This window comes from Burkholderiales bacterium, assembly GCA_035518095.1.
Lineage (GTDB): Bacteria > Pseudomonadota > Gammaproteobacteria > Burkholderiales > JAHFRG01 > JAHFRG01.
In genome coordinates this window covers 43,641-66,156 of sequence record DATIXX010000020.1, presented here as the reverse complement: position 1 = coordinate 66,156, position 22,516 = coordinate 43,641, and the positions used below count along the sequence as shown (strand labels likewise).

The 22,516-nt window shown below is 54.0% G+C and carries 24 protein-coding genes; 10 read left to right on the top strand and 14 right to left on the bottom strand.

Features of this window, described 5'->3' with window-relative positions; translation table 11 throughout:
- Positions 1–822: PHP domain-containing protein (locus tag VLV32_04105; GenBank protein HUL41078.1), on the bottom strand; the 822-nt coding region annotated here is incomplete at its 3' end.
- A gap of 74 nt (positions 823–896) precedes the next feature.
- On the opposite strand from VLV32_04105, the gene VLV32_04100 reads away from it, so the two are divergent.
- On the top strand, positions 897–1,142 hold the full coding sequence (locus tag VLV32_04100; GenBank protein HUL41077.1) for a hypothetical protein: 246 nt from the start codon (positions 897–899) through the stop codon (positions 1,140–1,142).
- 1 nt (position 1,143) lies between these two features.
- Here the strand turns inward: VLV32_04100 and VLV32_04095 are convergent, their stop codons facing one another.
- Positions 1,144–2,028, bottom strand: coding sequence for a TraB/GumN family protein (locus tag VLV32_04095; protein ID HUL41076.1), 885 nt, complete (start codon positions 2,026–2,028; stop codon positions 1,144–1,146).
- Between the two features lie 95 nt (positions 2,029–2,123).
- Between VLV32_04095 and VLV32_04090 the strand changes: the two genes are divergently transcribed.
- On the top strand, positions 2,124–3,005 hold the full coding sequence (locus VLV32_04090; protein ID HUL41075.1) for an alpha/beta hydrolase: 882 nt from the start codon (positions 2,124–2,126) through the stop codon (positions 3,003–3,005).
- Positions 3,006–3,118: 113 nt separating this feature from the next.
- On the opposite strand, the gene aspA is transcribed toward VLV32_04090, so the two are convergent.
- On the bottom strand, positions 3,119–4,540 hold the full coding sequence (aspA, locus tag VLV32_04085) for an aspartate ammonia-lyase (GenBank protein ID HUL41074.1): 1,422 nt from the start codon (positions 4,538–4,540) through the stop codon (positions 3,119–3,121).
- A 351-nt stretch (positions 4,541–4,891) separates the two neighbouring features.
- On the opposite strand from aspA, the gene VLV32_04080 reads away from it, so the two are divergent.
- The 4 genes from VLV32_04080 to VLV32_04065 are packed head-to-tail and all read left to right on the top strand — an operon-like array spanning position 4,892 to position 7,961.
- The gene (locus VLV32_04080) at positions 4,892–5,791 is read left to right on the top strand and encodes a glutamate/aspartate ABC transporter substrate-binding protein (protein HUL41073.1); all 900 of its coding nucleotides are present in this window, start codon (positions 4,892–4,894) and stop codon (positions 5,789–5,791) included.
- A gap of 29 nt (positions 5,792–5,820) precedes the next feature.
- Positions 5,821–6,561: an amino acid ABC transporter permease gene (locus tag VLV32_04075; protein HUL41072.1), complete on the top strand. Its 741-nt coding sequence runs from the start codon at positions 5,821–5,823 to the stop codon at positions 6,559–6,561.
- A complete protein-coding gene (gene gltK, locus VLV32_04070; protein HUL41071.1) occupies positions 6,562–7,236 on the top strand; it encodes a glutamate/aspartate ABC transporter permease GltK in 675 nt (224 codons plus the stop codon).
- Positions 7,233–7,961: an amino acid ABC transporter ATP-binding protein gene (locus VLV32_04065; GenBank protein ID HUL41070.1), complete on the top strand. Its 729-nt coding sequence runs from the start codon at positions 7,233–7,235 to the stop codon at positions 7,959–7,961. The genes gltK and VLV32_04065 overlap by 4 nt, the downstream gene beginning before the upstream one ends.
- Positions 7,962–7,997: 36 nt before the next feature.
- Here VLV32_04065 and VLV32_04060 read toward each other — a convergent pair whose 3' ends face one another.
- The 9 genes from VLV32_04060 to VLV32_04020 all read right to left on the bottom strand — a co-directional run bounded on the left by VLV32_04060 (position 7,998) and on the right by VLV32_04020 (position 15,635).
- Positions 7,998–8,603, bottom strand: a complete 606-nt coding sequence (locus VLV32_04060) for a nitroreductase family protein (protein ID HUL41069.1) — start codon at positions 8,601–8,603, stop codon at positions 7,998–8,000.
- Complete coding sequence (locus tag VLV32_04055; protein HUL41068.1) at positions 8,600–9,028, bottom strand: DoxX family protein; 429 nt, start codon at positions 9,026–9,028, stop codon at positions 8,600–8,602. Before VLV32_04055 ends, VLV32_04060 begins: the two co-directional genes overlap by 4 nt.
- Positions 9,029–9,054: 26 nt before the next feature.
- Positions 9,055–9,753, bottom strand: a complete 699-nt coding sequence (locus VLV32_04050; protein ID HUL41067.1) for a pirin family protein — start codon at positions 9,751–9,753, stop codon at positions 9,055–9,057.
- A 451-nt stretch (positions 9,754–10,204) separates the two neighbouring features.
- Positions 10,205–10,576 (bottom strand): thioredoxin, encoded by a 372-nt coding sequence (trxA, locus tag VLV32_04045; GenBank protein HUL41066.1) that lies wholly within the window; start codon positions 10,574–10,576, stop codon positions 10,205–10,207.
- Between the two features lie 22 nt (positions 10,577–10,598).
- Positions 10,599–11,264 carry a hypothetical protein gene (locus VLV32_04040; protein ID HUL41065.1) on the bottom strand — a complete coding sequence of 222 codons (666 nt, stop codon included), beginning with the start codon at positions 11,262–11,264 and terminating at the stop codon, positions 10,599–10,601.
- Between the two features lie 78 nt (positions 11,265–11,342).
- Positions 11,343–12,383 (bottom strand): trypsin-like peptidase domain-containing protein, encoded by a 1,041-nt coding sequence (locus VLV32_04035; GenBank protein HUL41064.1) that lies wholly within the window; start codon positions 12,381–12,383, stop codon positions 11,343–11,345.
- Between the two features lie 17 nt (positions 12,384–12,400).
- Complete coding sequence (locus tag VLV32_04030) at positions 12,401–13,255, bottom strand: substrate-binding domain-containing protein (GenBank protein HUL41063.1); 855 nt, start codon at positions 13,253–13,255, stop codon at positions 12,401–12,403.
- Between the two features lie 64 nt (positions 13,256–13,319).
- Positions 13,320–13,712 carry a cytochrome c gene (locus VLV32_04025; protein ID HUL41062.1) on the bottom strand — a complete coding sequence of 131 codons (393 nt, stop codon included), beginning with the start codon at positions 13,710–13,712 and terminating at the stop codon, positions 13,320–13,322.
- A gap of 111 nt (positions 13,713–13,823) precedes the next feature.
- Complete coding sequence (locus VLV32_04020; protein ID HUL41061.1) at positions 13,824–15,635, bottom strand: methanol/ethanol family PQQ-dependent dehydrogenase; 1,812 nt, start codon at positions 15,633–15,635, stop codon at positions 13,824–13,826.
- Positions 15,636–16,032: 397 nt separating this feature from the next.
- Here VLV32_04020 and VLV32_04015 point away from each other — a divergent pair, with 397 nt between their 5' ends.
- The gene (locus tag VLV32_04015; GenBank protein ID HUL41060.1) at positions 16,033–16,416 is read left to right on the top strand and encodes a 4a-hydroxytetrahydrobiopterin dehydratase; all 384 of its coding nucleotides are present in this window, start codon (positions 16,033–16,035) and stop codon (positions 16,414–16,416) included.
- A 65-nt stretch (positions 16,417–16,481) separates the two neighbouring features.
- Here VLV32_04015 and VLV32_04010 read toward each other — a convergent pair whose 3' ends face one another.
- Entirely contained in the window at positions 16,482–17,816 is a 1,335-nt protein-coding gene (locus VLV32_04010) for an NAD(P)/FAD-dependent oxidoreductase (protein HUL41059.1), read from the bottom strand.
- Positions 17,817–17,858: 42 nt separating this feature from the next.
- Between VLV32_04010 and VLV32_04005 the strand changes: the two genes are divergently transcribed.
- Together VLV32_04005 and VLV32_04000 are read left to right on the top strand one after the other, a co-directional pair.
- Complete coding sequence (locus tag VLV32_04005; GenBank protein HUL41058.1) at positions 17,859–18,785, top strand: quinoprotein relay system zinc metallohydrolase 2; 927 nt, start codon at positions 17,859–17,861, stop codon at positions 18,783–18,785.
- A 70-nt stretch (positions 18,786–18,855) separates the two neighbouring features.
- Positions 18,856–19,701, top strand: coding sequence for a quinoprotein dehydrogenase-associated SoxYZ-like carrier (locus tag VLV32_04000; GenBank protein HUL41057.1), 846 nt, complete (start codon positions 18,856–18,858; stop codon positions 19,699–19,701).
- 322 nt (positions 19,702–20,023) lie between these two features.
- Here VLV32_04000 and VLV32_03995 read toward each other — a convergent pair whose 3' ends face one another.
- Positions 20,024–20,365: a hypothetical protein gene (locus tag VLV32_03995; GenBank protein HUL41056.1), complete on the bottom strand. Its 342-nt coding sequence runs from the start codon at positions 20,363–20,365 to the stop codon at positions 20,024–20,026.
- Between the two features lie 203 nt (positions 20,366–20,568).
- On the opposite strand from VLV32_03995, the gene VLV32_03990 reads away from it, so the two are divergent.
- Complete coding sequence (locus VLV32_03990) at positions 20,569–22,515, top strand: sigma-54-dependent Fis family transcriptional regulator (protein ID HUL41055.1); 1,947 nt, start codon at positions 20,569–20,571, stop codon at positions 22,513–22,515.
- The last annotated feature ends 1 nt before the right edge of the window (position 22,516 follow it).

The window sequence follows — 22,516 nt, the reverse complement described above, 5'->3', positions numbered from 1 at the left end:
CAGCTCCATTTGCAAATTGCAGCGTTTGGCGATTTCGACGCTATTTATAAGCGCTTCCGGGACATCGGCAAACAGCTGCGCCATCTCCGCCTGGGTCTTGAAATACTGCTGGTCAGTAAACAGCTTGGGGCGTCTTGGATCGCCCAGGACATAACCTTCGGCGATGCATACTCTCGCTTCATGCGCCTTGAAGTCGCCCGGCTCCAGAAACTGTACGGGGTGAGTGGCCACTACCGGCAGCCGGAGCCTTGAAGCGAGTTCCATTGCGTACTGAACGTAAACTTCGGAATGCGGATTTCCGGCGCGCTGGAGCTCAATATAAAAGCACTGCGGGAAAAGCCTGGCCCATCCGCTTGCCAACGATTGTGCGTGCTCCTCGTTACCCTGAGCGAGTGCCACGCCTACATCCCCCAGCTGCGCGCCCGATAGTGCGATCAGCCCATCAGTTCCAGCTTCAACGAACCAGCTTTTTCTGATTTCGGCGCGGCCGCGGTATTGGTTGGCGCGGTAAGCGCGCGACAGAAGTCTGCACAAACGTAGGTAACCCGGGTATGACTGGCACAATAGCAGAAGGCGGAATGGCTGGTCACGGTCGGATTCGTTCGTCAGCCAGACATCGCAACCGGTAACCGGTTTAATCCCTGCTTTGTTCGCTGCCTGATAAAACTTAACCATGCCAAACAGGTTGTTAAGATCGGTAAGCGCAAGCGCCGGCACACGATCCTCAACGGCTTTGCGGATAGCTTCATCAAGGCGCACGATGCCGTCAACAATCGAAAATTCGCTGTGCAAACGCAGGTGTACGCAGGCAGGCTGAGGCATGGTGATATAATGCGATTCGATTAAAGATTTTACCACCAACCCGGCGCGACGAAATCTAGAGTTTATTTTGCGAGATGAAAAAATCGTACGCGGTCGCGATTGCCTTGCTGATTGCGGCATGCACGCAACAGCCGCCCAAGCCTACACAAACTCCGAATATCAATTTGGCGGGTTTTCCAAAGAGTTACCAGGACGGCTACCGCGACGGCTGCACGACCGCCCAGTCGCTGCTTAGCAAGAAAGACCAAACACGTTACAAGTCCGATTTCCAGTACATGACCGGCTGGCAAGACGGCTACAGCGTGTGCAGAAACCGATAAATTAATAAATTCGCGTGACCCGGCAGCCGCGACTTTGCAACAGGCTCAAGACCCCTTTCTCGCCGTATAAGTGCAGTGCACCTACGGCGATAAACGCCCGGCCGTCGGCGAGTTGCCGCTGCATGCGCTCCACCATGCGTTTATTCCGGTCATAGAGCACACGCTGCAGAAACACTTCATTCAAAGCTTTATCCGCCTCATCTTCCATCATGCTGTTGTTGATTTCCCACATCGCTCCAATGTCGCGATTGAGATAAGCCCGGATGGTTTTGTCCATCAATTCGGGAATCATATCGTGATGCTCTACGGTCTGCTTGAGTAGGCCTATTTGAACATTCATGGCCAAGCCGTCAAACACTTCGATCTGCTCTTCAATGGTCTCCAACTGGTAAATCGGCTTGTGCTGTATCTGCGCCTGCTCATATAGCACATCGTCCACTATCGCGCCTTGCCGTTCCTTAGGCTGAACCAACGTGAGCATCAGTGCCCAAGGTTTAAATTGCGCGGTCAACTCGCTCGGCATGCCATATTCACCCATCATCTCAGTGGTCTTGGTATACAGGGGTTCGCCTAGAAGAACTTTCAGGTCGCTTCCGTCCGCTCGCAGCATTGATGCAGTAAATTTCTCGGTGCTCGTTTCGTCATTAATCATTTCCATGGTAAAGCTTTTACTGCGCGTAAAAGCCTTTTCCACCGGCGCCGGCAAATTGGTGACGCGCGGATCGTCGAGATGAATGGTCCCAAAAATGTAGCTCGGCTCGGCATTCGCGCTATCGATTCTCCACAATAGACCTTTGGAAAATTTTCCGGGTGGATTGTCTGCAAAAGTAACACCCGCCACCACGACAAGCAAAAAGCTTGACGCAATAGCAAATAGTTTTTTCATGCTATTGATCACCAGAAGATGCGTGAGTTACAGTTCACGCTTTCCGAAAACATTATGCAGTGAATCATCTCACATATTGCCGACAAAGCGAAATCATGAGAGCCAGCGATTCCCTTTACCAAAACATCAACGGCCTGCGGTATCACCTGCGTACCTGGGGCAAGGCCGGCGCTCCCCAACTGTTCCTGTTGCACGGCTGGATGGATGTATCGGCCTCGTTTCAGTTTCTGGTGGACGCGTTAAGTCGAGACTGGCGCGTATTCGCGCCTGACTGGCGCGGCTTCGGGCTCTCTGAATGGAACCAAGGAACGTATTGGTTCCAGGATTACCTCGCTGATCTCGACGCGCTGATTGACTGCTGCAGTCCGGATGCACCGGTCAATCTAGTCGGGCACAGCCTCGGGGGAACAGTGGCCTGCATTTACGGCGGTGTAAGACCCGAGCGGGTAAGACGCATCGTGTCCTTGGAAGGCTTCGGTGTTCCGCGCAACACCCCCAGCGAAGCACCGCACCATTATGCCAGGTGGTTGGCGGAACTTTCCAATCCGCCGCGCTTCAGACCTTATGCTTCATTTGCGGAAGTTGCGGAGCGCTTGAAGAAAAATAATCCGCGACTGACAGAAAGCCAGGCAGCTTTTCTTGCTCAGCACTGGGCAAAACAAACCGAAACAGGCGGTGTGGAACTGCTGAGCGATCCGAAGCACAAAATCGTCAATGCGGTACTTTACCGACTGGAAGAAGCACTGGCCTGTTGGAGAAATGTAACTGCGCCGGTGCTATGGGTTGCCGGAGGCGCGTCGTGGATCCGGGACTGGCTGAAGGACAGCTCCGAGGAATTCGACCAGCGCAAGCTCGCATTTAGAAATTTCAGCGAATGTGTGATTCCTGACGCCGGTCACATGCTGCACCTCGAGCAGCCGGCGCAAGTTGCCACAATAATCGAAAAGTTTCTCGACACCATCATCTGCAAGCCTTAAAGAAGAACCATCTCGCCGATTCGCAACGGGTTAAGCACCGCGAATTGACGCGATGGCAGTCTGCTCAAGACATCCGAGCGTTCACCAATGTAAAACGACCCGCTCGCTACGACTTACTCCCTCGCCAGCGGGATCGGACGCGGTTTGATTAGGATTTCGGGCTGCAAGATATTGTCGAGCTCTGCTTTTGTCAGAAGTTTTTTCTCTAACACCAGCTCATAGACGGTTCTGCCGGTGTTTAGCGCCTCCTGGGCCACTACAGTGGCGTTAGCATAGCCGATGTACGGGTTGAGCGCAGTGACGATACCGATGGAGCGTTCGACGCTGCGCTGCAATTGCTCGCGGTTTGCAGTGATGCCGGCCACGCAACGCTTGGCAAGAGTGAGGCAGCCGGCATGCAAATGTTTTAAACTCTTGAACAGGCTGTGGGTTATTATGGGCTCAAAGGCATTGAGCTGAAGCTGGCCCGCTTCAGCGGCAAAACTCACGGTAATGTCGTTGCCTATCACCTCGAAGGCGATTTGATTCATGACTTCCGGAATAACAGGATTGACTTTGCCCGGCATGATGCTGGAACCCGCCTGCACTGGCGGCAAATTGATTTCACCGAGACCGGCGCGCGGCCCTGACGAAAGCAGCCTGAGGTCATTGCAAGTCTTGGAAAGCTTCACTGCCACCCGTTTGAGCACCCCCGAGAGCTGCACAAACGCTCCTGCATCCTGAGTTGCCTCCACCAGATTGATCGCAGTAACCAGCGGAATTCCGGTAATGTTTGCGAGGTGTCGGCACACCGCCGCTGCGTAATCCGGATGGGCGTTGATTCCCGTGCCGATCGCGGTTGCTCCCAGATTGATTTCCTGAATCAGCGCGGAAGCTTCTTTCAGACGCTCTTCATCCTCCCCTAGCATGACCGCGTAGGTGCTGAACTCCTGGCCAAGGGTCATAGGTACCGCGTCCTGCAGCTGGGTACGTCCCATTTTCAAAATTTCCGCAAACTCTAAAGCCTTGGCCTCAAAAGCACGCCGCAGCTCGCTCATCGCGTCCACCAGACGCGAGATGGCAAAATGTAATGCCACTTTTACCGCAGTTGGGTAGACGTCATTCGTACTCTGGCTCATATTGACATGTTCATTCGGGTGCAGATATTGATACTCCCCACGCCGGCGGCCCAGCAGTTCCAAACCGCGGTTAGCGATCACCTCATTGGCGTTCATGTTGGTGGATGTGCCCGCGCCGCCTTGGATTACATCGACGACAAATTGGTCGTGCAATTTTCCTGCACGGATTTCTTCGCAAGCCCGGACGATAGCCTCGGTTTTTTCCCTGTCGAGCAGCCCAAGCCCATTGTTGGTGAGCGCGGCCGCCTGCTTGACGCAGGCAAGGGCATTGATCAGCTCCGGGTAAATCGAGACAGGCGTGCCAGTTATCGAGAAATTTTCAATTGCACGCAGCGTGTGCACACCGTAGTAGGCGCTTGCCGGGACTTGGCGTTCGCCTAGCAGATCGTGTTCAGATCGCCTTAAGACATCTGACATTTGGCTCTCCTAAAAAGATTTTCCAACTACCCATCAAGCTTCGCGCCACCTTGGCGCCGCGAGTTTGGTCCATCGCCCCAGGTTTCTGTTCCGTTCCGCATAAGGCGCAAAAATGCGCGCGCGGGCCGCGTTCCAGAATAGAGTCGGGGCTTATTTTTCGGTGAACACCGGTGCTTATCTGCGCACGGACATAAGCGACCGACAATTCCCCATCAGCCAATGCAGAATGATCAATATATACTGCTGGACAATAAAATGCCCATCGGCTAGATTAAAAAAGATGGTCGGCTCAGGATGCGCCGCCAGACTGCTACAACAACGAACCCAGGGATATTCTACAAGGAGGAATTCATGAGCCGCTCGTCCCGCCTGCTTTTGGTGTTCGCCGCATACGCGGTATTCGCTGCGCCCGCCCTCGCCCAGGAACTTACCGGCACCCTCAAGAAAATCAAGGATACCAACACCATCGTCCTAGCGTACCGCGAGTCGTCGATCCCGTTTTCCTATTACGACAATAAGCAGCAGGTTGTCGGCTATTCATTTGCGATCGCAACAAAGATCGTGGATGCGGTCAAGGCGGAACTCAAGCAGCCCAACCTGGATGTCAAGCTGATACCCGTAACTCCGGCCAACCGCATTCAGCTCATCCAAAACGGCACGGTGGACTTGGAGTGCGGCTCAACCACCAATAACCTTGAGCGACAGAAACAAGTCGACTTCACCGACACGATCTTCGTCATCGGTACGCGGCTGATGACCAAATCCGGCTCCGGGATCAAGGACTTTCCGGACCTCGCGGGGAAAAACGTGGTGACCACGGCCGGCACGACCTCTGAACAGTTGCTGCGCAAAATGAATGCGGAAAAGCACATGCAGATGAACATCATCAGCGCCAAGGACCACGGCGAGGCGTTCCTTACACTGGAAACGGGGCGCGCCGTGGCGTTTATGATGGATGACGCGCTGCTGTACGGCGAGCGCGCGAAGGCGAGGAACCCCGCGGAATGGATCGTGGTCGGCACGCCGCAATCCTACGAGGCCTACGGTTGCATGCTGCGCAAGGGCGATACCGCATTCAAGAAGCTCGCGGACCAAACCATTGCCGACCTTGAGACCAGCGGCGCGGCTGTAAAGCTTTACGACAAATGGTTTAGATCACCAATTCCCCCAAAGGGACTCAATCTGGACTTCCCCTTGAGCGACGACATGAAGAAACTTTTCAAGGACCCCAACGACAAGGCCTTCCAGTAAGCTGACAACTGATGTAGCGACGGGGCGAGATGGCTTACCATTGGAACTGGGGTATATTCTTTGCCAAGGTTCCCTCGGGAGGAACTACCTATCTCGGCTGGTTCCTCCAGGGGCTGCAGTGGACGGTAATCATATCCCTGTCTTCATGGATCCTCGCGCTCGTCATTGGAGCGCTGCTCGGGGTAATGCGCACCGTTCCCAACCGCTGGCTTTCCGGCCCCGCGGCGGCGTACGTCGAGATTTTTCGCAATATCCCGTTGCTGGTGCAGCTCTTTATCTGGTACTTCGTAGTACCTGAGCTGCTGCCGGTTTCGATCGGCACAGCCATCAAGAGCTCGCCACCGCTTCTGCAGCAGTTCCTGGCCGGCATGCTTTGTCTTGGGCTGTTCACCGCCGCTCGTGTTTGCGAACAGGTACGTTCGGGCATTGGAGCGCTCTCGAAGGGACAGAAAAACGCAGCGCTGGCGACCGGTCTGACTCTGCCACAAACCTACCGGTACGTACTCTTGCCAATGGCGTTTCGCATCATCATCCCGCCACTCACCTCGGAGTTTCTCAACATATTCAAGAATTCCGCGGTAATTTCGACCATCGGCTTTGTCGAACTGTCGCGCCAGGCGCAGCAGCTGGTGGATTACACCGCCCAACCCTATGAGGCATTCATTGTTGTGACGTTAGCCTACCTTATACTGAACGTCATCATTATGGCTTTCATGCGCTGGGTCGAGTTGCGCGCCCGCATCCCCGGGTTTATCACTACAGGCAAATAAATGTACGATTTTGACTGGAGTTCCATCCCCGGCGCGGTACCGTACTTGTGGACGGGGGCGAAAACCACGTTGGAGATTACCGGCGTCGCTATTGTTGTCGGCATAATCTGGGGCGCGCTGCTCGCAGTGATGCGCCTGTCTGCAAACCGCACGGTGGCATGGCTCGCTGCCGGCTATGTAAACCTGTTCCGCTCCGTGCCGCTGGTCATGGTCATCCTCTGGTTCTTCCTGATAGTGCCATCGCTGCTAAAGGCGATTTTCGGCGAGGGGATCGCGGACATTCGCCTTGCCTCGGCCTTCACAGCATTCGCGCTGTTCGAGGCCGCGTATTATTCCGAGATTATCCGCGCCGGGATTCAAAGCGTTCCACGCGGCCAGGTGAGCGCTGCATACGCACTCGGGCTTACTTATAGCCAAGCGATGCGCCTGGTGGTATTGCCGCAGGCTTTCCGCAACATGATTCCCCTGCTGCTCACTCAGGCAATCATACTTTTTCAGGACACATCGCTTGTATATGTGATCGGTCTGGCTGACTTTTTTGGCGCCGCATACAAGGTGGGCGATCGCGACGGTCGCATCGTTGAACTGCTGCTGTTTGCGGGGGCGGTGTATTTCGTGATTTGCTTCGGTGCCTCCCTCCTGGTCAGACAATACCAGCGCAGGCTCGCCAAATGATCTCGATCAGCAATGTCAGCAAGTGGTACGGTAGTTTCCAGGTGCTGACCGACTGCACGACCCACGTAAAGAAAGGCGAGGTCGTGGTCGTCTGCGGGCCGTCGGGCTCAGGCAAATCGACGCTGATCAAGTGCGTCAACGCCCTGGAGCCGTTCCAGAAAGGCACGGTTACGGTGGATGGCGTTTCGGTGGGCGCTAAAAAGACCAATTTGCCCAAGCTTCGCGCCCGCATCGGTATGGTATTTCAGAACTTTGAGTTGTTTCCCCACATGACCATAACCGACAATCTGACCTTGGCGCAAATCAAGGTTTTGGGTCGAAGCCGCGAGGAAGCGGTGGCGCGAGGCTTTAAAATGCTCGAGCGCGTCGGCCTCACCGCACATGTCGCCAAGTTTCCCGGCCAGCTCTCGGGTGGGCAGCAGCAGCGTGTGGCTATTGCCCGCGCGCTGGCGATGGATCCAATTGCCATGCTGTTCGACGAGCCGACCTCCGCGCTCGATCCGGAGATGATCAACGAGGTGCTCGATGTAATGGTCGAGCTGGCCCGGGAGGGCATGACCATGATGTGCGTAACCCACGAGATGGGTTTTGCTCGCAGAGTCGCTCACCGGGTAATTTTCATGGACCAGGGTAGAATTGTGGAGGACGATGAGAAGGATAAATTCTTCGCCAAACCGCGCTCGGAGCGCGCGCAGCAATTCCTGTCAAAGATCCTCCACCATTGATTGGCAGAGCCGAAATGCATCCGGCGGACTCGGAATTCAGATAACCGGCGCGCCCCAGGTACCTTCAAAGAATTTTTCGCCGAGCGGTCTGCGTGCTCTCGGCCCGAGTTCGCGCGCCTTGATTTCCGCCGGCAGAATTTCAGGATCTGCTTGATAGCCGACCGCGATCATCGCCATCGGCGCATAGCCCGCAGGAATGGAAAATCTTTCACACAACTTATCAGCGTCGAAGCCGCCCATCTGGTGCGCCGCCAACCCCAGTGCCACAGCTTGCAGCACCAGGTTTTCGCTCGCTGCGCCCGTGTCGTGCTGTCCCCAGCGGTTGGGTTTGCCGCTTTGCTCGAACTGGCTGCTGGCGACCGAAGCCAGAAGCAGCGGCGCGTTTTTCACCCATACCTGGTTGCCTTCGGAGAGGCATTCGAACGCTTTTTGCCACGATGCGGGATCACGGTAGCGGTCCCAAATCAAATAGCGCCACGGCTCGGCGGCAGAGCAGGAAGGCGCCCAGCGCGCCGCTTCCAGCAGCGCCATTACCTGTCCGCGGCTTACCGGTTTCGATTCCTCAAAAGCGCGCGGACTCCAGCGCCTGGCGATGATATCGTGTATAGCGGTCGCGGTTTGGGCCTTCTTCTCTACAATCACGGATTGTCTCCGCACGTGTCCTTCTTGCCCAAACTGAATCGGCCGGAGCCGTAAGCCATGACGTACAGCATGCCGCCCATAATCGCAAGATTCTTCAGAAAGTTTACCTTGTTTTGCATTTGCGTCGCGTCAGCAATCCAGAATGGATGAAAAATGAGCGTGGTGGGAATGATAAATAGGAAAAGCGCCAGCGCTGCCCAGCGCGCATTCCACCCCAAAAGCAGCATCAGCCCCCCGCCCAACTCAATAATTATGGTGGGTACCAAAAGCACTTCCGCAATTGGCAACCCGCGACTCGCCATGTAACCCGCGGTCGCGTGAAATGCCATGATCTTACCGAAACCTGAAATGACGAATATTGCTGCCAGCAAAATGCGCCCGATGAGCGGTGCATATTGCTTGGTCATTTCACACGTTTTGTTCATGACTGTGCTCCTTTCATTGAATCAGCTCATTCAAGATCAAACAAAAGCAATTCGCTTTCAGCTGCAGCATTAACCTTCACCGCCTTCTCACCGCTGATTTTTGCGCCATCCCCCGCACTAAGGTGCTCACCGTTTAATTTGAGCGCGCCGCGCGCAACTTGGACGTACGCGCGCCGGCCGTTGGCAAGCGGGTGGCGCAGTTCTTTGTTTTGGCTCAATGTCGCGGCGTACATCAAGGCATCCTGGTGAATGGTGACGGAACCGTCGCGACCGTCCGGAGACGCGACCAAGCGCAATTTATCCCGTTTTTCCTGGGTGTCAAAATATCTTTGCTCATAGCTCGGCTGCAACCCGGTGTATTTTGGCAAAATCCATATTTGCAGAAGATGCACAAGCGCATCTTGCGACGCATTGAACTCGCTGTGGGTTACGCCGGTTCCCGCACTCATCCGCTGCACGTCGCCGGGCTTGATTATCGAGCCGTTCCCCATGCTGTCTTTATGCGCCAATTGACCTTCTAAAATATAAGTGATAATTTCCATATCGCGGTGGGGATGCGTTCCGAAGCCTTTCCCCGCTTTAACATAATCTTCGTTGATGACGCGCAGGCTGCCGTAGCCCATCTGCTCACGGTCGAAATAATCCGCAAAAGAAAAAGTATGGTACGTCTTAAGCCAACCGTGATCGAAATAACCACGGTCAGAGCTCTTTCTTACATCTATCATGGCAAAACCTCGCAATATTTACCGAGTCGATCCTATGCAAGCTTGTGTGCTTTGGCTGAATATTGATGGTGCGCAAATTTATTGACAAGCGCAATTCTATTGGGCTTCGAACCTCCTCATTGGATTTTGTTGCCTGCAAGCCCGGATGAGAAACATGAAGCAAGAAGCGCGAGATTGTGAGCGTAAAGCCCGAGTTCGAAGCAAGCACATAGTTAATTAGTAAGACACTGGAAATGATGTAATCCGCGCCTGATGCGAACCGGAATTGTGCCGTTTTACAGCGCGCATTCGGTACACCATGAACGGGGTATGTCCGTGGCACCCGCAAGCGGTACGGCGTTGGCAACGCGCTTGCACATCACTCAGTACGCGTCACGCTCACGCACTGATACGAAGCGTTCGTGATGCGACACCGTAAAGGAAAGCCTTCCGGCTAGCGCCGGACCCAGAACTAATGGCTAACCGGCTGCTCCTTCTTGATTTCCTCGTGCACCCGCGCCATATCCACCGCCTGTGCCTGCTTGATGATGTTTTCAAGCGCTGAAGCGTGAAGTGCGCCCGGTTGCGAGAACAAAATGACCTGTTCGCGCAGAATCATCAATGTCGGAATCGATCGAATCTGAAATTTCGACGCGAGCTCCTGTTCCTCGTCGGTATTCACTTTGGCAAATATGATCTCGGGATATTTCTGGGAAGCCGCATCGAAAATCGGAGCGAACGAGCGGCACGGTCCGCACCATGGAGCCCAAAAATCCACAATCACCATCGAGTTCGCGGCGATAGTCTGTTCAAAATTATCCTTGGTAAGCTGTATGATGGCCACTTGTACCTCGTTCAGAAGCGGTTTACTGCGCAGCCCGGTTTTCGTCCGGGCTGAACGTGAGGGTTTCCTCTATCAGCGGCGATACCTTGCCGGATTTGTCCACCCGGCTATCGGGATCCACACTGCGCAATTGGTATATTTCGCCCGGAATCCCCTCGGACAGAACAAAAAGATAATACTTGCCGATATGCGTGGCGGCACGCTCCTTCATCACCTCGTCATTGACGTAGGGCGAAATCTTGATTTCTTTCGCGTCCATTTCCTTGCCGTTATAGGCAATTTTAACCGGATGCACCTCGGCATGGTCGGCCAGCGCAAGCCGTATGCGACGCCTGAAAAACGGAGATTTGCCGCCGGTGATGCGCTGCATTTCGTGAATATCCCGTTCCAGAAACCACAATAAAACCGGGTTGCCCGTCACGTCCTCCATGGGTGGATAATTTACTTTGTTTGACCCGGACAAGAATTCAGTCGTCACGGTCTTACCACCATCCGGCATGACCTTATCAATCGAGATTTCAACGTTATCGTGGAAGTTTGGCTCCAATGTCCCGCTTCTAATAAAAATGTAGTGCAATTTTTCCGGCTTGGTGATCGTTTTCAAGTGGTTGGTTTCAAAAAGCAGAATTTCCGCCTCCGAAATTTTCTCATCGGCAAACGCGGCTGCCGGCGAAAATAAAAAAAACATCACTGCACCTGCCGTAAAAATATGTCTTGCCTGCATCAGGCCTTACCCCCGTCAACTGAAAATAAAATTTGCGCGCAACTACATTGCGCTATCGGAATTCTGGTGCAAAGTCTGTGCTTTTGACAGCTCTTGCGCCAGCTCCTGGTCCATGCCGCCCAGCACTTTGCTCACGTCCTCGGCTTCGCGGTCTTTTCCCAAGTCGAGATACACCAAACCGAGATTGTACCAGGCCTCCGGATAATCGCGCTCCAGTGCGATGGCTTTGCGGTAGGCTGCAACGGCTTGGTCATATTGCTGCAGTTGCTGGTGGGCTTTACCTAAAGCCAGCCAGGAATTTGAGTTGCCGCTCTCGGCGGCCGACCATCTTTGCGCAAGTTCCAGCATTTGGTTCCACTTTTTGCTTGCTTCCAGAGCCGCTGCCTGCAAAAAGAACGGCTCGCGCTCATACGGTTGTTGCCAGAACGCAAATTCCTCGGGCAACGGCGCCACGTTCTGCAACTTGTCCATCGCCATCCGGTGCGTTACCCAGCTCACCGGCAGCGAAAAATCGTAGCTCTGATCGAGCCGCGAAATGAAGGTCACGACCCCGACCAGCCTGCCTTGCTCGTCAAACAGTCCGCCGCCGCTGGCGCCAAACCTGAATTGAGTTGTGCTTTGTATGACTTTGCCGCCGTCATAGTTATACAGCGCCCGGACCTGGCCGCTGGTCATGCGCGGGCCCAGTCCGTTGACGTAACCGATTGCGTACACAAGCTGTCCTACTTTGAGCTCGTCGTTCGCAAACCGGGCCACCGGCACCGTGGCTCCCGGAACATAAAGCAGACACAAATCATGCTGCACATCGCTCAGCTGTTTTTGCGCGGACCAGCGCTGTCCGGATTTAATCACCGCGATTGTGGTGGCGTTCCGGGTTACATGACAATTGGTAACCAACCGGTTCGGGCCGACCACTACGGCAGAACCAACCGAAGTGCTGCCATCGGGGTTCGCTGCTTCGATTTTCACTACTGTGGAGGCAATTTTGGCGTAAAACTCAAAATCCATCGCGGCGGCGCCAGGCAGCGGAAATAATAGCAATGGCGCAAAAAGGGCAAGGGTCGCGAATTTTTTTTCAGCCATTTCGGGCGCTAGCCTCGTTACTGCTCCTTGACTAAAGGCACACCGTACTCGTCGAGAATCGCATTAATCTGGTCGCGATTTTTTTCTATCAGCTTGTTGACTTCTTCTTTCCATTCCTTGTCCGGTTGGCGCATACCCATGGCGATGGCGTAGTCAAAAGCGACGTTACGGCCTTGGTACACTTGACCATTTTCCGACTGCATGGAAACGAGGACGAGCTCAGGATGTTGTTTGGCAAAGTAACCCGCTATCGGCCCCCAAATGAACAGCACGTTGACCTTGCCGGGCAGCAGGTCGTCAAAAATAACCTTACCCGTGTAATCCGCGATGTCTCCGGTCTGCAATTGGTAAGGCACTACCTGCTCCATAAGGTTGTACTTGAGCACCCAATCCGCCGCCGGAGTGCGGCCAAACACGCCGAATTTGAGCGAACGGAGGTTGGGTAGCTTGAGCAGGTCTTGGGGCGTTTTCACGCTGTCGAGTCCCTTGCCTTTGACATATACCATCATATATGTCGACCGGTAATACGGCATGGAGGTCGCTGTCTCCGGATAATTGGCTGATACGCCCATAATCAGGTCGCATTTAAAACTGCCGTCCTCGACGCGCGCCCTCAGGGTGTTGCGCAAAAACCCGAAGCGCTGCGGATACCAGGTATATTCGAGCGGCAAGCCCAGTTGTTTCGCGAAAAGTTGCGCGATCTTGTTTTCGAAACCTTCCTGTTTGCTGTTGGAGAATGGCAAGTTATTCGGGTCTGCGCAGACACGTAAAGCTTTACCGCCCGGTGGTTCGGCGAAGGCCGGCGCGCTTATCATGCAAGCCAGGCTTGCCAATATGAATGTTAAGACCTGCAGGTTTTGAATGCGAATCATTAATTTGCCTTCTGTGAATAATACACTTTTTCGTGAAGAAAGACCGATGCTGCCACAGATATCGCTATTTGCTTTCAATTGGAAGAAGATGACCGGGCTTGATCGCACCGTCGGAACGCCCTTTGAGATACGCATAAAGATTGTCGATGTTGTCGTTAACCATTTTGGATTCCTTGAATGGCGGCATCACCGTACCGGGCCTGCCGTTCAACACCGTTTCCTTGAATTGTTCCTTGGTAAGCTTCTTCAGCCCCTCGATCAAAGACGGCCCGACCAGTCCTTGCTGCTGCGCGCCGTGGCAGCGTTCGCATGCCATCGCGCGCCAAGTTTTCCACCCTGCGAGGGTATTCGCGTCAACCTTATTGCCGTCCGCTACGGTATACAGCGGCTTGTCATCTGCAAAGACCACAACGCTTGTCAGCAGAAGAGCCGCCAAAAGCACAATTTTAAATTTCATGCGAAATACCTTTTCAGTTGGGCATCGCGCGGCAACAAAAAAACTGGCATCTCAACTTTAGTCAAGATGCCAGTTATTCGGTTCAACTAAATTGCCAAACGACCTCGTTCTCTATAGCGAGAACACGGTCAGCGTGCCGCCCAGATCTGTGTACCTGGAGAGATCCTTGTAGCCACCCACGGCACCGAGGCCGTCAGTGTCTTTCGTCAGACCGGCCGCCAAACCAATGCCGGCCCAGCCACCGATGCCGGATAGCACACCGATGTACTGCTTGCCTTTATATTCCCAGGTATTGACGTTGCCGATGATGCCGGACGGAGTTTTGAACTTGTACAGTTCTTTGTTGATGTTCCTAGCATCCACGCACTTCAGGTAGCCCTCGAGCGTGCCGTAGCAGGCAATTCCACCCGCGGTGGTCAGAACGCCGCTCCACACCGAGAATCTCTCCCCGTGGGATTGAACGATCTTGCCCGTACCCGCATCCCAAGCGATGAAGTTGCCCATATCGCCATGTTCGCCGGGTGCGGGGAACATCGACAGCGTTGCCCCTACATACGGCTGGCCTGCGGTATATTCAACCTTGAACGGCTCGTAGTTCATGCACACGTGGTTCGTGGGCACATAAAACAGGCCGGTTTGCGGGTCGAATGAAGCGGGTTGCTCGTCTTTAGTGCCCAGTGCCGCCGGGCACACGCCTTTGGTGTCGACATCGGGACCGTTTTGATCCGTGCTGTACTTCGCAACCACTTGCGGACGGCCGGTCTTCATGTCAACGTGCGTCGCCCAGTTCACCGCCGGGTCATATTTTTGAGCCACCAGCAGGGCACCGGTCACGCGGTCAAGCGTGTAGCCGAAGCCGTTGCGGTCGAAGTGCACCAATGCCTTGGTGTGTTTCCCATGCACCGGGATGTCAGCCAGGATCATCTCGTTGATACCGTCGTAATCCCACTCGTCGTGCGGCGTCATTTGGTAGACCCACTTAGCCATTCCGGTATCAACATTGCGCGACCAGATCGTCATGGACCACTTGTTGTCACCGGGACGTTGATGCGGATTCCAAGTGCTCGGGTTGCCCGAACCGTAGAACATCTGGCCCAAGGCAGGATCATAGCCATACCAGCCCCAAGTCGTGCCGCCACCGATTTTCCACTGATCGCCTTGCCAGGTCTTCAGCGAAGAATCGGGGCCAACCGGCGCCATCTTGCCGTCGGTCCAGGTCATGGTATTGTTCGGGTCCACGCAGATCGTGTCATCCGGTCCCGAGCTATTGCAACTCCACACCTTTTTGCCGTCGCTGAGGTTATAGGCAGTAACACGGCCCAGCACACCAAACTCACCACCGCTGATGCCGGTCATCACCTTGTCTTTCATGACAAACGGCGCGTTGGTGTTGGTTTCGCCGATCTTGGGATTGCCGTTCTTCACTGACCAGACTACTTCGCCACTATTAGCATCCAGCGCCACCAAAGTGGTATCCGCTTGCTGCAGGAGGATCTTGCCTTCGCCATAGGCCAAGCCGCGATTTACCGTGTCGCAACACATTACGGGAATCACGCTGGGATCTTGGGTGGGCACGTACTTCCACTTGATGGTTTGGTCAGCCAGGTTAATTGCAAACACTTTGTTGGGAAACGCCGAATGGATATACAGCGTGTCGCCAATCACCAGCGGCCCGCCTTCATGCCCACGCAATACCCCGGTGGAGAAGGTCCAAGCCACTTTCATCCTGCCCACGTTTTCTTTGTTGATTTGGTTCAGTTTGCTATACCGCCAAAGATAAAAATTGCCGCTTGGATGAGCCCAGTTGCTGGGATTGTTCATGAGCTTTTCCAAGTCGGAATCGGAACCGGCGAACGCCAAACCTGATATTGCCAGCGCAGCCAGCACCCATGGCAGGTGCTTCAATTGCGATTTAATCGTCATATCAACTTCCTCCTTCAAAGAATCTTTAAGAGAGAAAAACTATTTTTCACCACGGCCCCTAAATGACGAACAGCAAAAAATTGTTCGTCACAAGAGTTTACTTTAGGGGAAGGTAACGAGGTGCATTACCTTCACGCACTATAGCACAGAATATGCCCGAATCAAATTGCAATTTATGAGCACAACAGAACCGGTTTTTGTTGTTAATTTACAACATATTAATTGATCAATATGAATTTGCATTTTGTGTCATAAATGAATCCTTCAATTAAACTAGTTAACATCTTGTGTCAGAAATGAAAAGCCATTAGATGCAAATCCAGCTAAAGGATTTTGAATAGCGCAAATAATTAATAGGCGAACTTCCGGTTTATGTTAAATTAGACATGAGGTTGACATGCAGGCAGAAAAGCAAACCCGCGTATATTCTGAGCCGGAAATCAAGGCACGGCTGGAAAAGGAGCTGCCACACTGGTATTACGAGGACGGATGGATCCGCAGGAAATACCGTACCGGGAGTTGGAAGGGCACGCTCATGGTGGTAAACACCGTTGGACATCTCGCCGAGGCCGCGTGGCACCACCCCGACCTTACGGTTTCCTACGCATTCGTGATCGTTAAGCTCATGAATCACGCAGCCAAAGGTATCACCGATAAGGATTTCGAACTCGCCAAGAAAATCGAAAGCGTGATCCAGTGGCAACCCGGCAAGGAGGGTGGCGCTCTGGAAGGTACGCCGAATGAGGATCAGCGGTTTAAGTATGTCAAGTACGACGAGTAGTGGTTCACTGTGGCTCAATTCGCCGACTTGCATGCGCGTAACCGCGCCGGGCGATTTTCTGAAGATTAATGCAGCTTGACCGGCGGCTCAGTGCGCCGCGTAATCAGCCGCGCCAACGTATCCAAAAAAACCTTCCAAAAGCCGTGCAGCTCGTAAAGATGCATCTTGTAGAGCGAGACATACATCAGCCGCGCGAAATAACCTTCGAGAAAAAGAGTACCGCCGGTAAGCGCGCCCATCAAACTGCCGATGGTGCTGTATTTTCCCAGCGATACCAGCGAACCAAAATCTCGATAGCGGTAGGCAGGCAAGCTGTGCCCACGCAATCGGTATTTGATGGCCTTCACCAGAAATGAAGCCTGCTGGTGCGCGGCTTGAGCGCGTGGCGGCACGCTGCTGTTCCTTTCAGGCCACGGGCACGAAGCGCAATCTCCGAAGGCAAAAATATTTGCGTCGCGCGTGGTCTGCAGCGTGGGCCGCACCATCAATTGGTTTAACCTGTTCGTTTCCAACCCGTCCAGGTTTCTCAGGAAATCCGGCGCCTTAATGCCAGCCGCCCAAACGATGAGTTCTGCCGGAATCGTCCTGCCGTTTTGCGTTTGCACCGCGTTTGCCGAAACCTGAGTCACCCGCTCGCCCGCATAGACGTGTACGCCGAGGGGCTTAAGCTGATGTTCCGCTGCTTTTGACAAGCGCTCGGGCAACATCGGCAATATGCGCTCCGCAGCCTCGATGATGGAAACCTTGATATCTTTTTCCGGGTTTATTCTATCCAGTCCGTAAGCGATCAGTTCGCGGGTGGTGTTATGTAAATGAGCGGCAAGTTCCACTCCCGTGGCGCCGCCACCGATAATCGCTACTTGCAATTGCTCCGGGCGCAGCGGCACAGTCTGAAAGTTGGCACGGATGCAAGCATTGATCAGCCGCCGGCGGAAGTGCTCGGCCTGCTCCGGCGTATCCAATGCGATTGCGTATTGTGCCGCTCCCGGCGTGCCGTAGTCATTGGTGGTGCTCCCCACCGCGATCACCAGCGTGTCATACGCAATGACATGTCGCGGAATAAGCTCCTCGCCCTGGTCATCAAAAGTGGGCGCGACAAAGACCTGCCGTTGCGCGCGGCTTATCCCATCCATGCTTCCGAGACGAAACTGGAAATTATGCCAGTGTGCCTGCGCCAGATACTCGAGTTTATTGGTATCGAGGTCCATGCTGCCCGCCGCCACTTCGTGAAGCAAGGGCTTCCACAAATGCGTGCGCATTTTGTCAATGAGCGTGATCTGGGCGCGGAGTTTTTTACCCAGCGAATCGCCGAGCTCTGTGGCGAGTTCCAGTCCGCCCGCGCCGCCACCGACAATCACGATGCGGTGCGGGGATGATTCAGGGTTCGAGTGGACCTTCATCGGATTTTTTACTTAACGACAATTTGTGTAATAGTAGCAGAAATGGTATTTCCGTCTTTGCGCATACTGTTATGCTTATTTCTGGCTTTTGCTTCAGTCAAGGCCCGGGCCGATGATTTCGCCATCAGCGAGATCGCGCCCGGAATTTATGTACACACCGGCGCGCAAGAGGAAAGCTCGCCGCGAAATCTGGGGGATATCGCCAACATCGGCTTTATCGTTGGAGATAAATGCGTTGCGGTTATCGACACTGGCGGTAGCATTGTAATTGGACGCAGATTGCGCCAGGCGGTATTAAGCAGAACCCCTCTGCCGATATGCTATGTCATCAACACGCACATGCATCCTGATCATATTTTCGGCAATGCGGCTTTCAAACAGGATCACCCGGTGTTTGTCGGCCATTACAAATTACCTGCGGCAATGGCGGCGCGCGGCGCCAACTATCTGCATGCGCTGTTGCGCGACGTCGGGCCCGAGGCTCAAGGAAGTGAAATCATCCTGCCGACACTGACCGTCAAGGATTCGACGGAACTTGACCTCGGAAACCGCCGGCTTGTCCTCAAGGCCTGGCCTACTGCGCATACTGATAACGACTTGACAATATTTGACGAAAAAACACAGACGCTGTGGCTCGCCGATCTGCTTTTCACCGGGCATATTCCGGTCGTTGACGGCAGCCTCAAAGGCTGGCTCAGTGTGCTTACGGAACTTCGGGGAATCAAAGCGCGCCACGTCATTCCCGGACATGGAGAGCTTGATCCGGCCTGGCCTCAGGCGCTGCAGGCGGAATCCGATTATTTGAATGATCTGCTGCGCGAAGTGCGCGCTGCGATCAAGCGCGGGGAGACCTTGCAACAAGCCGTGGATACTGTGGGATTATCGCAGCGCGACCACTGGCTGTTGTTCGATTCATTCCATCGGCGCAATGTCACGGCAGCTTATGCCGAGCTCGAATGGGAAGACTGATGACTGGGCTGAGGTTCGCGTCTATACTACTGTCAGTGGTGTTTCCGAACCCGCTTTTGGAAGGCAAAAAATGAACAGTTTAATTTCTTTGACGCGGCTTGCGCTCGTTTTAAGCACGATTTTGTGCGCCGCTCACGCCAATGCGGCCGATACCGCTACGGATCCCTCCAAATCCGAAACCTGGATCAAGGTAAGAAATATGCTGTTCGAAGGCCGGCCGATTGAGACGTCTGGAAACGAAATAATCACGCTTGAAGCGCCGGTGCGGGCAGAAGATGCGGCCACGGTTCCGATTTCCATCAAAGCCGGAATCCCGCAGACATCGCAAAGGTATGTGCAAAAGATTTATCTGATTATCGACCAGAACCCCTCGCCAATTGCTGCAGTATTTCACCTCACTCCGGATAGCGGGCGCGCGGACATCGACACGCGGGTGAGAATCGAACAATACACCTACGTACGGGCAATCGCCGAAACGAGCGATGGCAAGCTATACATGGCAACGCGCTATGTAAAAGCGTCCGGCGGCTGCTCGGCACCGGCAGGAAAAGATCAAGAGGCAGCACTGGCCCGGCTCGGCAAAATGAAATTCCGCGTTGACAATAAAGTTGCGCTCGATCATCCGAATCTCGCTCAGCTCATGATCAGCCATCCCAATAACTCGGGGCTACAAATGGATCAGTTGACGCGTCTCTACATTCCCGCGCGTTATGTGAAAAAGGTAGACGTTACTTACAACGGCAAGTTGATACTCTCGGCTGACGTGGATTTTTCCATCAGCGAAAACCCGAACTTCCGCTTTTATTTCACTCCGCGCACATCCGGCGATCTGAAAGCCGAGGTCATTGATTCAAATGATCTCAAATTCAACAGCTCCATCCATGTGGAACCCGGCGTGACCGCCGCGGGAAGTTAAGCTGCTGGATCTGGGATTGGCGGGTTGAGGGAGCTGCAGGAAAATTGCCTCCCGTACTGCATTACCTCCATCCTCCGCGCAGCATGGGTTGATGTGCCGGACTCAATGTATGCAGTTTATCTCATGGATATTCAGCGATCCGGCCGATGGCGGGCGTAATCATGAGTGAAGCTGGGCCCTGGATCGCTAAAGTTCTCGTAACGGTCTATTGCTGAAAGCGCCGTTTTTTACAGCTTAAAATAGCAGCGCCCGTGACGCGAAGCCCGCGACCGCAAACAACTATGCTCCTTGGCCAAATCTGTGCAACTTTCGCATTAAAGCCTTACTTGAGCAGACATTCCTTTTCAGCCTCGGCTTTGATTTCTTCGTAGCGTTTCGCCATTTTTTTGATCTCGGGTGCATCCCGGAAAATGCCGCCGCCCTCGCCTGCAGTGTGTTGTCCCCGCGCCGCGGTAAATTGTTCCACGAAATCGTCGTATTTCATTTTTTTGGCGATGGCGTCAATCGCGCAGGAACACTTATACAGGGACCCGTAATACTGATAATCGGGATATTGTTGGGCGCATTGCAAAACGAACGCCACTCTGTCGTATGTCGGGTAATCGTAAGCAAGCGCTGCCCCCGGCAAAAATAGCAGCGCCAGCCAAGCTAAATACCTTTTCATCGAATCAACTCCTCGTGATATGCCATTAAAAAACTTTGCAAAAGGACAACTTACACAACGTAGCCAGTTTTAACGTAAAACACTATAATACACATAGTTGCTGTATCAAGCTTTCGTCTTGGCTATAAAAAAAATTTGCGCCACAACTGGCTGCAGCATTTTCAATTTTAAAACACAAAAGCCAAAAAGAATTATTTCTTCAGATGTCTGATCTCACCACGCACGCCAAGTTCATTCATTCCGTCCTGAAGGGCGCGGTAAAATTTGACGACGCCAGAGTCATCCGTTCCTGGAAGCGTTGCCTCGACGATTACCGGTTGGACCCTGCAGGCCCCCGGGACCCGGCCGTCGTGGACCGGCGCGAATTGCTGGAACGCCAGGAGCGAATCGTCGAGGTACTGTCTATAGCCAAGACCGAAATGTCCAATCTTTATCAGCAACTCGCGGGCTCGCGGTACGCCATCATGCTTACCGATGTGGACGGCGTGCTGCTCAGTTATTTTGGTGACCCTGAGTTCACCGTTACCGCGTCAAAAACAGGCTTGATGCTGGGCGCGGTGTGGAGCGAGCAATACCAAGGTACCAATGGAATGGGCACCTGCCTGATCGAAAAAAAACCGCTGATCATTCATCACCGGGAACATTTCCTGGCGCGCAATATCGGGCTTACCTGCTCCGCCGCGCCGATTTTCGACCACGAGGGAAAGCTGCTTGCCGTATTGGATGCTTCGGGGGAATCTCGGCTGGCACAGCAGCACACCCTGGTACTGGTCAACATGTCGGCGCAAATGATAGAGAACCGGGTTTTTCTTTCGAATTTCAGCAGGGAATTCATCGTGCGCTTCCACAGCCGACCTGAATTTGTGGGCACCCTGGGCGAGGGCGCGATCGCTTTTGCAGGGGACGGCCGCGTGATGGCGGCGAATCACAGCGCTTTATTTCAGCTCGGATATTCGGTGCCGCGCGATGTTTGCGGCAAGGACATTGGCGAATTGTTCAATACAACACTGCAATCCTCGCTTGAGCTTTCCTCGCGCAATTCATTCCGCCCGATGCCGATCTTCGAAGCGCGACACGGCGGCCGCTATTTCGCGGTTGCACAACAGCCCGAAGGCGTCAAGCCGGTTCCGGCCGCGCCGCGCGGGTACCGGAAAGGCTTAAACACCCCTCCTGCAGCCGGGACCTCACCGCTTGATGAGCTGGAGTTTGGCGATCCATTAATGCAGCGCAATATCGGTGCGGCCAAGCGCGTGCTGAGCCGTGAAGTGGCGGTGCTTATTTATGGAGAAACCGGCACAGGTAAGGAAATGTTCGCCAAAGCCCTGCACTATTCGAGCAGCCGCGCCGATAAGCCGTTCGTGGCTATCAATTGTGCGTCCATTCCGGAAACGCTGATCGAGTCCGAATTGTTTGGGTACAAGGCCGGAGCGTTCACCGGCGCAAGCAGGGAAGGCCAGAGAGGAAAAATTTTTCAGGCGAACGGGGGCACATTGTTCCTGGACGAAATCGGAGATATGCCGATCCAGCTTCAGGCGCGGCTGCTGCGCGTGCTCGAAGAACGCGAGGTCCTGCCTCTCGGCAGCGAGCTCCCGGTAAAAGTGGATATCAAACTGATCAGCGCCACGCATTGCAATCTTACTGAAAAAATACTTAAGGGAGAGTTCCGCCAGGATCTGTATTACCGCCTCAACGGACTCAGTGTTTCCTTGCCCCCGCTGCGCGAGCGCGCCGATAAGCGCAGCCTAATAAAAAATATTCTGGCAACAGAAAATACCGAGAGCCGTAAAGTTGAAATTGACGAGCAGGCCCTGGCGGCGTTGGAACGTTATCGCTGGCCCGGCAATATCCGCCAGTTGCGCAATGTACTGCGCACCGTGCTTGCGCTACGCGAAGACGACACCATCGCCATCAAGGACCTACCTCAGGAAATCGGCGGCGGCCGGGAGCCAGCGCGCGATATCCGCAACGATACGATGGCAGCGCTCAATCCTCTGGAGTCTGCAGAGAGGGGCGCACTGTGTCGCGAATTGGAAAGCCACCATTGGAACATCACGAATGTGGCGCGGCAACTTAAGGTCAGCCGCAATACCCTGTACCGAAAAATGCAGCGGCTGAATATTAAAGACCCAAATAAAGATACCCTTCGCTAGA

Bases quoted from the DNA above. Each gene is read 5' to 3' on its own strand.
- VLV32_04100 (HUL41077.1), top strand. From the start codon at position 897: ATGAAAAAATCGTACGCGGTCGCGATTGCCTTGCTGATTGCGGCATGC.
- VLV32_04095 (HUL41076.1), bottom strand. From the start codon at position 2,028: ATGAAAAAACTATTTGCTATTGCGTCAAGCTTTTTGCTTGTCGTGGTG.
- VLV32_04090 (HUL41075.1), top strand. From the start codon at position 2,124: ATGAGAGCCAGCGATTCCCTTTACCAAAACATCAACGGCCTGCGGTAT.
- aspA (HUL41074.1), bottom strand. From the start codon at position 4,540: ATGTCAGATGTCTTAAGGCGATCTGAACACGATCTGCTAGGCGAACGC.
- VLV32_04080 (HUL41073.1), top strand. From the start codon at position 4,892: ATGAGCCGCTCGTCCCGCCTGCTTTTGGTGTTCGCCGCATACGCGGTA.
- VLV32_04075 (HUL41072.1), top strand. From the start codon at position 5,821: ATGGCTTACCATTGGAACTGGGGTATATTCTTTGCCAAGGTTCCCTCG.
- gltK (HUL41071.1), top strand. From the start codon at position 6,562: ATGTACGATTTTGACTGGAGTTCCATCCCCGGCGCGGTACCGTACTTG.
- VLV32_04065 (HUL41070.1), top strand. From the start codon at position 7,233: ATGATCTCGATCAGCAATGTCAGCAAGTGGTACGGTAGTTTCCAGGTG.
- VLV32_04055 (HUL41068.1), bottom strand. From the start codon at position 9,028: ATGAACAAAACGTGTGAAATGACCAAGCAATATGCACCGCTCATCGGG.
- VLV32_04050 (HUL41067.1), bottom strand. From the start codon at position 9,753: ATGATAGATGTAAGAAAGAGCTCTGACCGTGGTTATTTCGATCACGGT.
- VLV32_04040 (HUL41065.1), bottom strand. From the start codon at position 11,264: ATGTTTTTTTTATTTTCGCCGGCAGCCGCGTTTGCCGATGAGAAAATT.
- VLV32_04035 (HUL41064.1), bottom strand. From the start codon at position 12,383: ATGGCTGAAAAAAAATTCGCGACCCTTGCCCTTTTTGCGCCATTGCTA.
- VLV32_04030 (HUL41063.1), bottom strand. From the start codon at position 13,255: ATGATTCGCATTCAAAACCTGCAGGTCTTAACATTCATATTGGCAAGC.
- VLV32_04025 (HUL41062.1), bottom strand. From the start codon at position 13,712: ATGAAATTTAAAATTGTGCTTTTGGCGGCTCTTCTGCTGACAAGCGTT.
- VLV32_04020 (HUL41061.1), bottom strand. From the start codon at position 15,635: ATGACGATTAAATCGCAATTGAAGCACCTGCCATGGGTGCTGGCTGCG.
- VLV32_04015 (HUL41060.1), top strand. From the start codon at position 16,033: ATGCAGGCAGAAAAGCAAACCCGCGTATATTCTGAGCCGGAAATCAAG.
- VLV32_04010 (HUL41059.1), bottom strand. From the start codon at position 17,816: ATGAAGGTCCACTCGAACCCTGAATCATCCCCGCACCGCATCGTGATT.
- VLV32_04005 (HUL41058.1), top strand. From the start codon at position 17,859: ATGGTATTTCCGTCTTTGCGCATACTGTTATGCTTATTTCTGGCTTTT.
- VLV32_04000 (HUL41057.1), top strand. From the start codon at position 18,856: ATGAACAGTTTAATTTCTTTGACGCGGCTTGCGCTCGTTTTAAGCACG.
- VLV32_03995 (HUL41056.1), bottom strand. From the start codon at position 20,365: ATGAAAAGGTATTTAGCTTGGCTGGCGCTGCTATTTTTGCCGGGGGCA.
- VLV32_03990 (HUL41055.1), top strand. From the start codon at position 20,569: ATGTCTGATCTCACCACGCACGCCAAGTTCATTCATTCCGTCCTGAAG.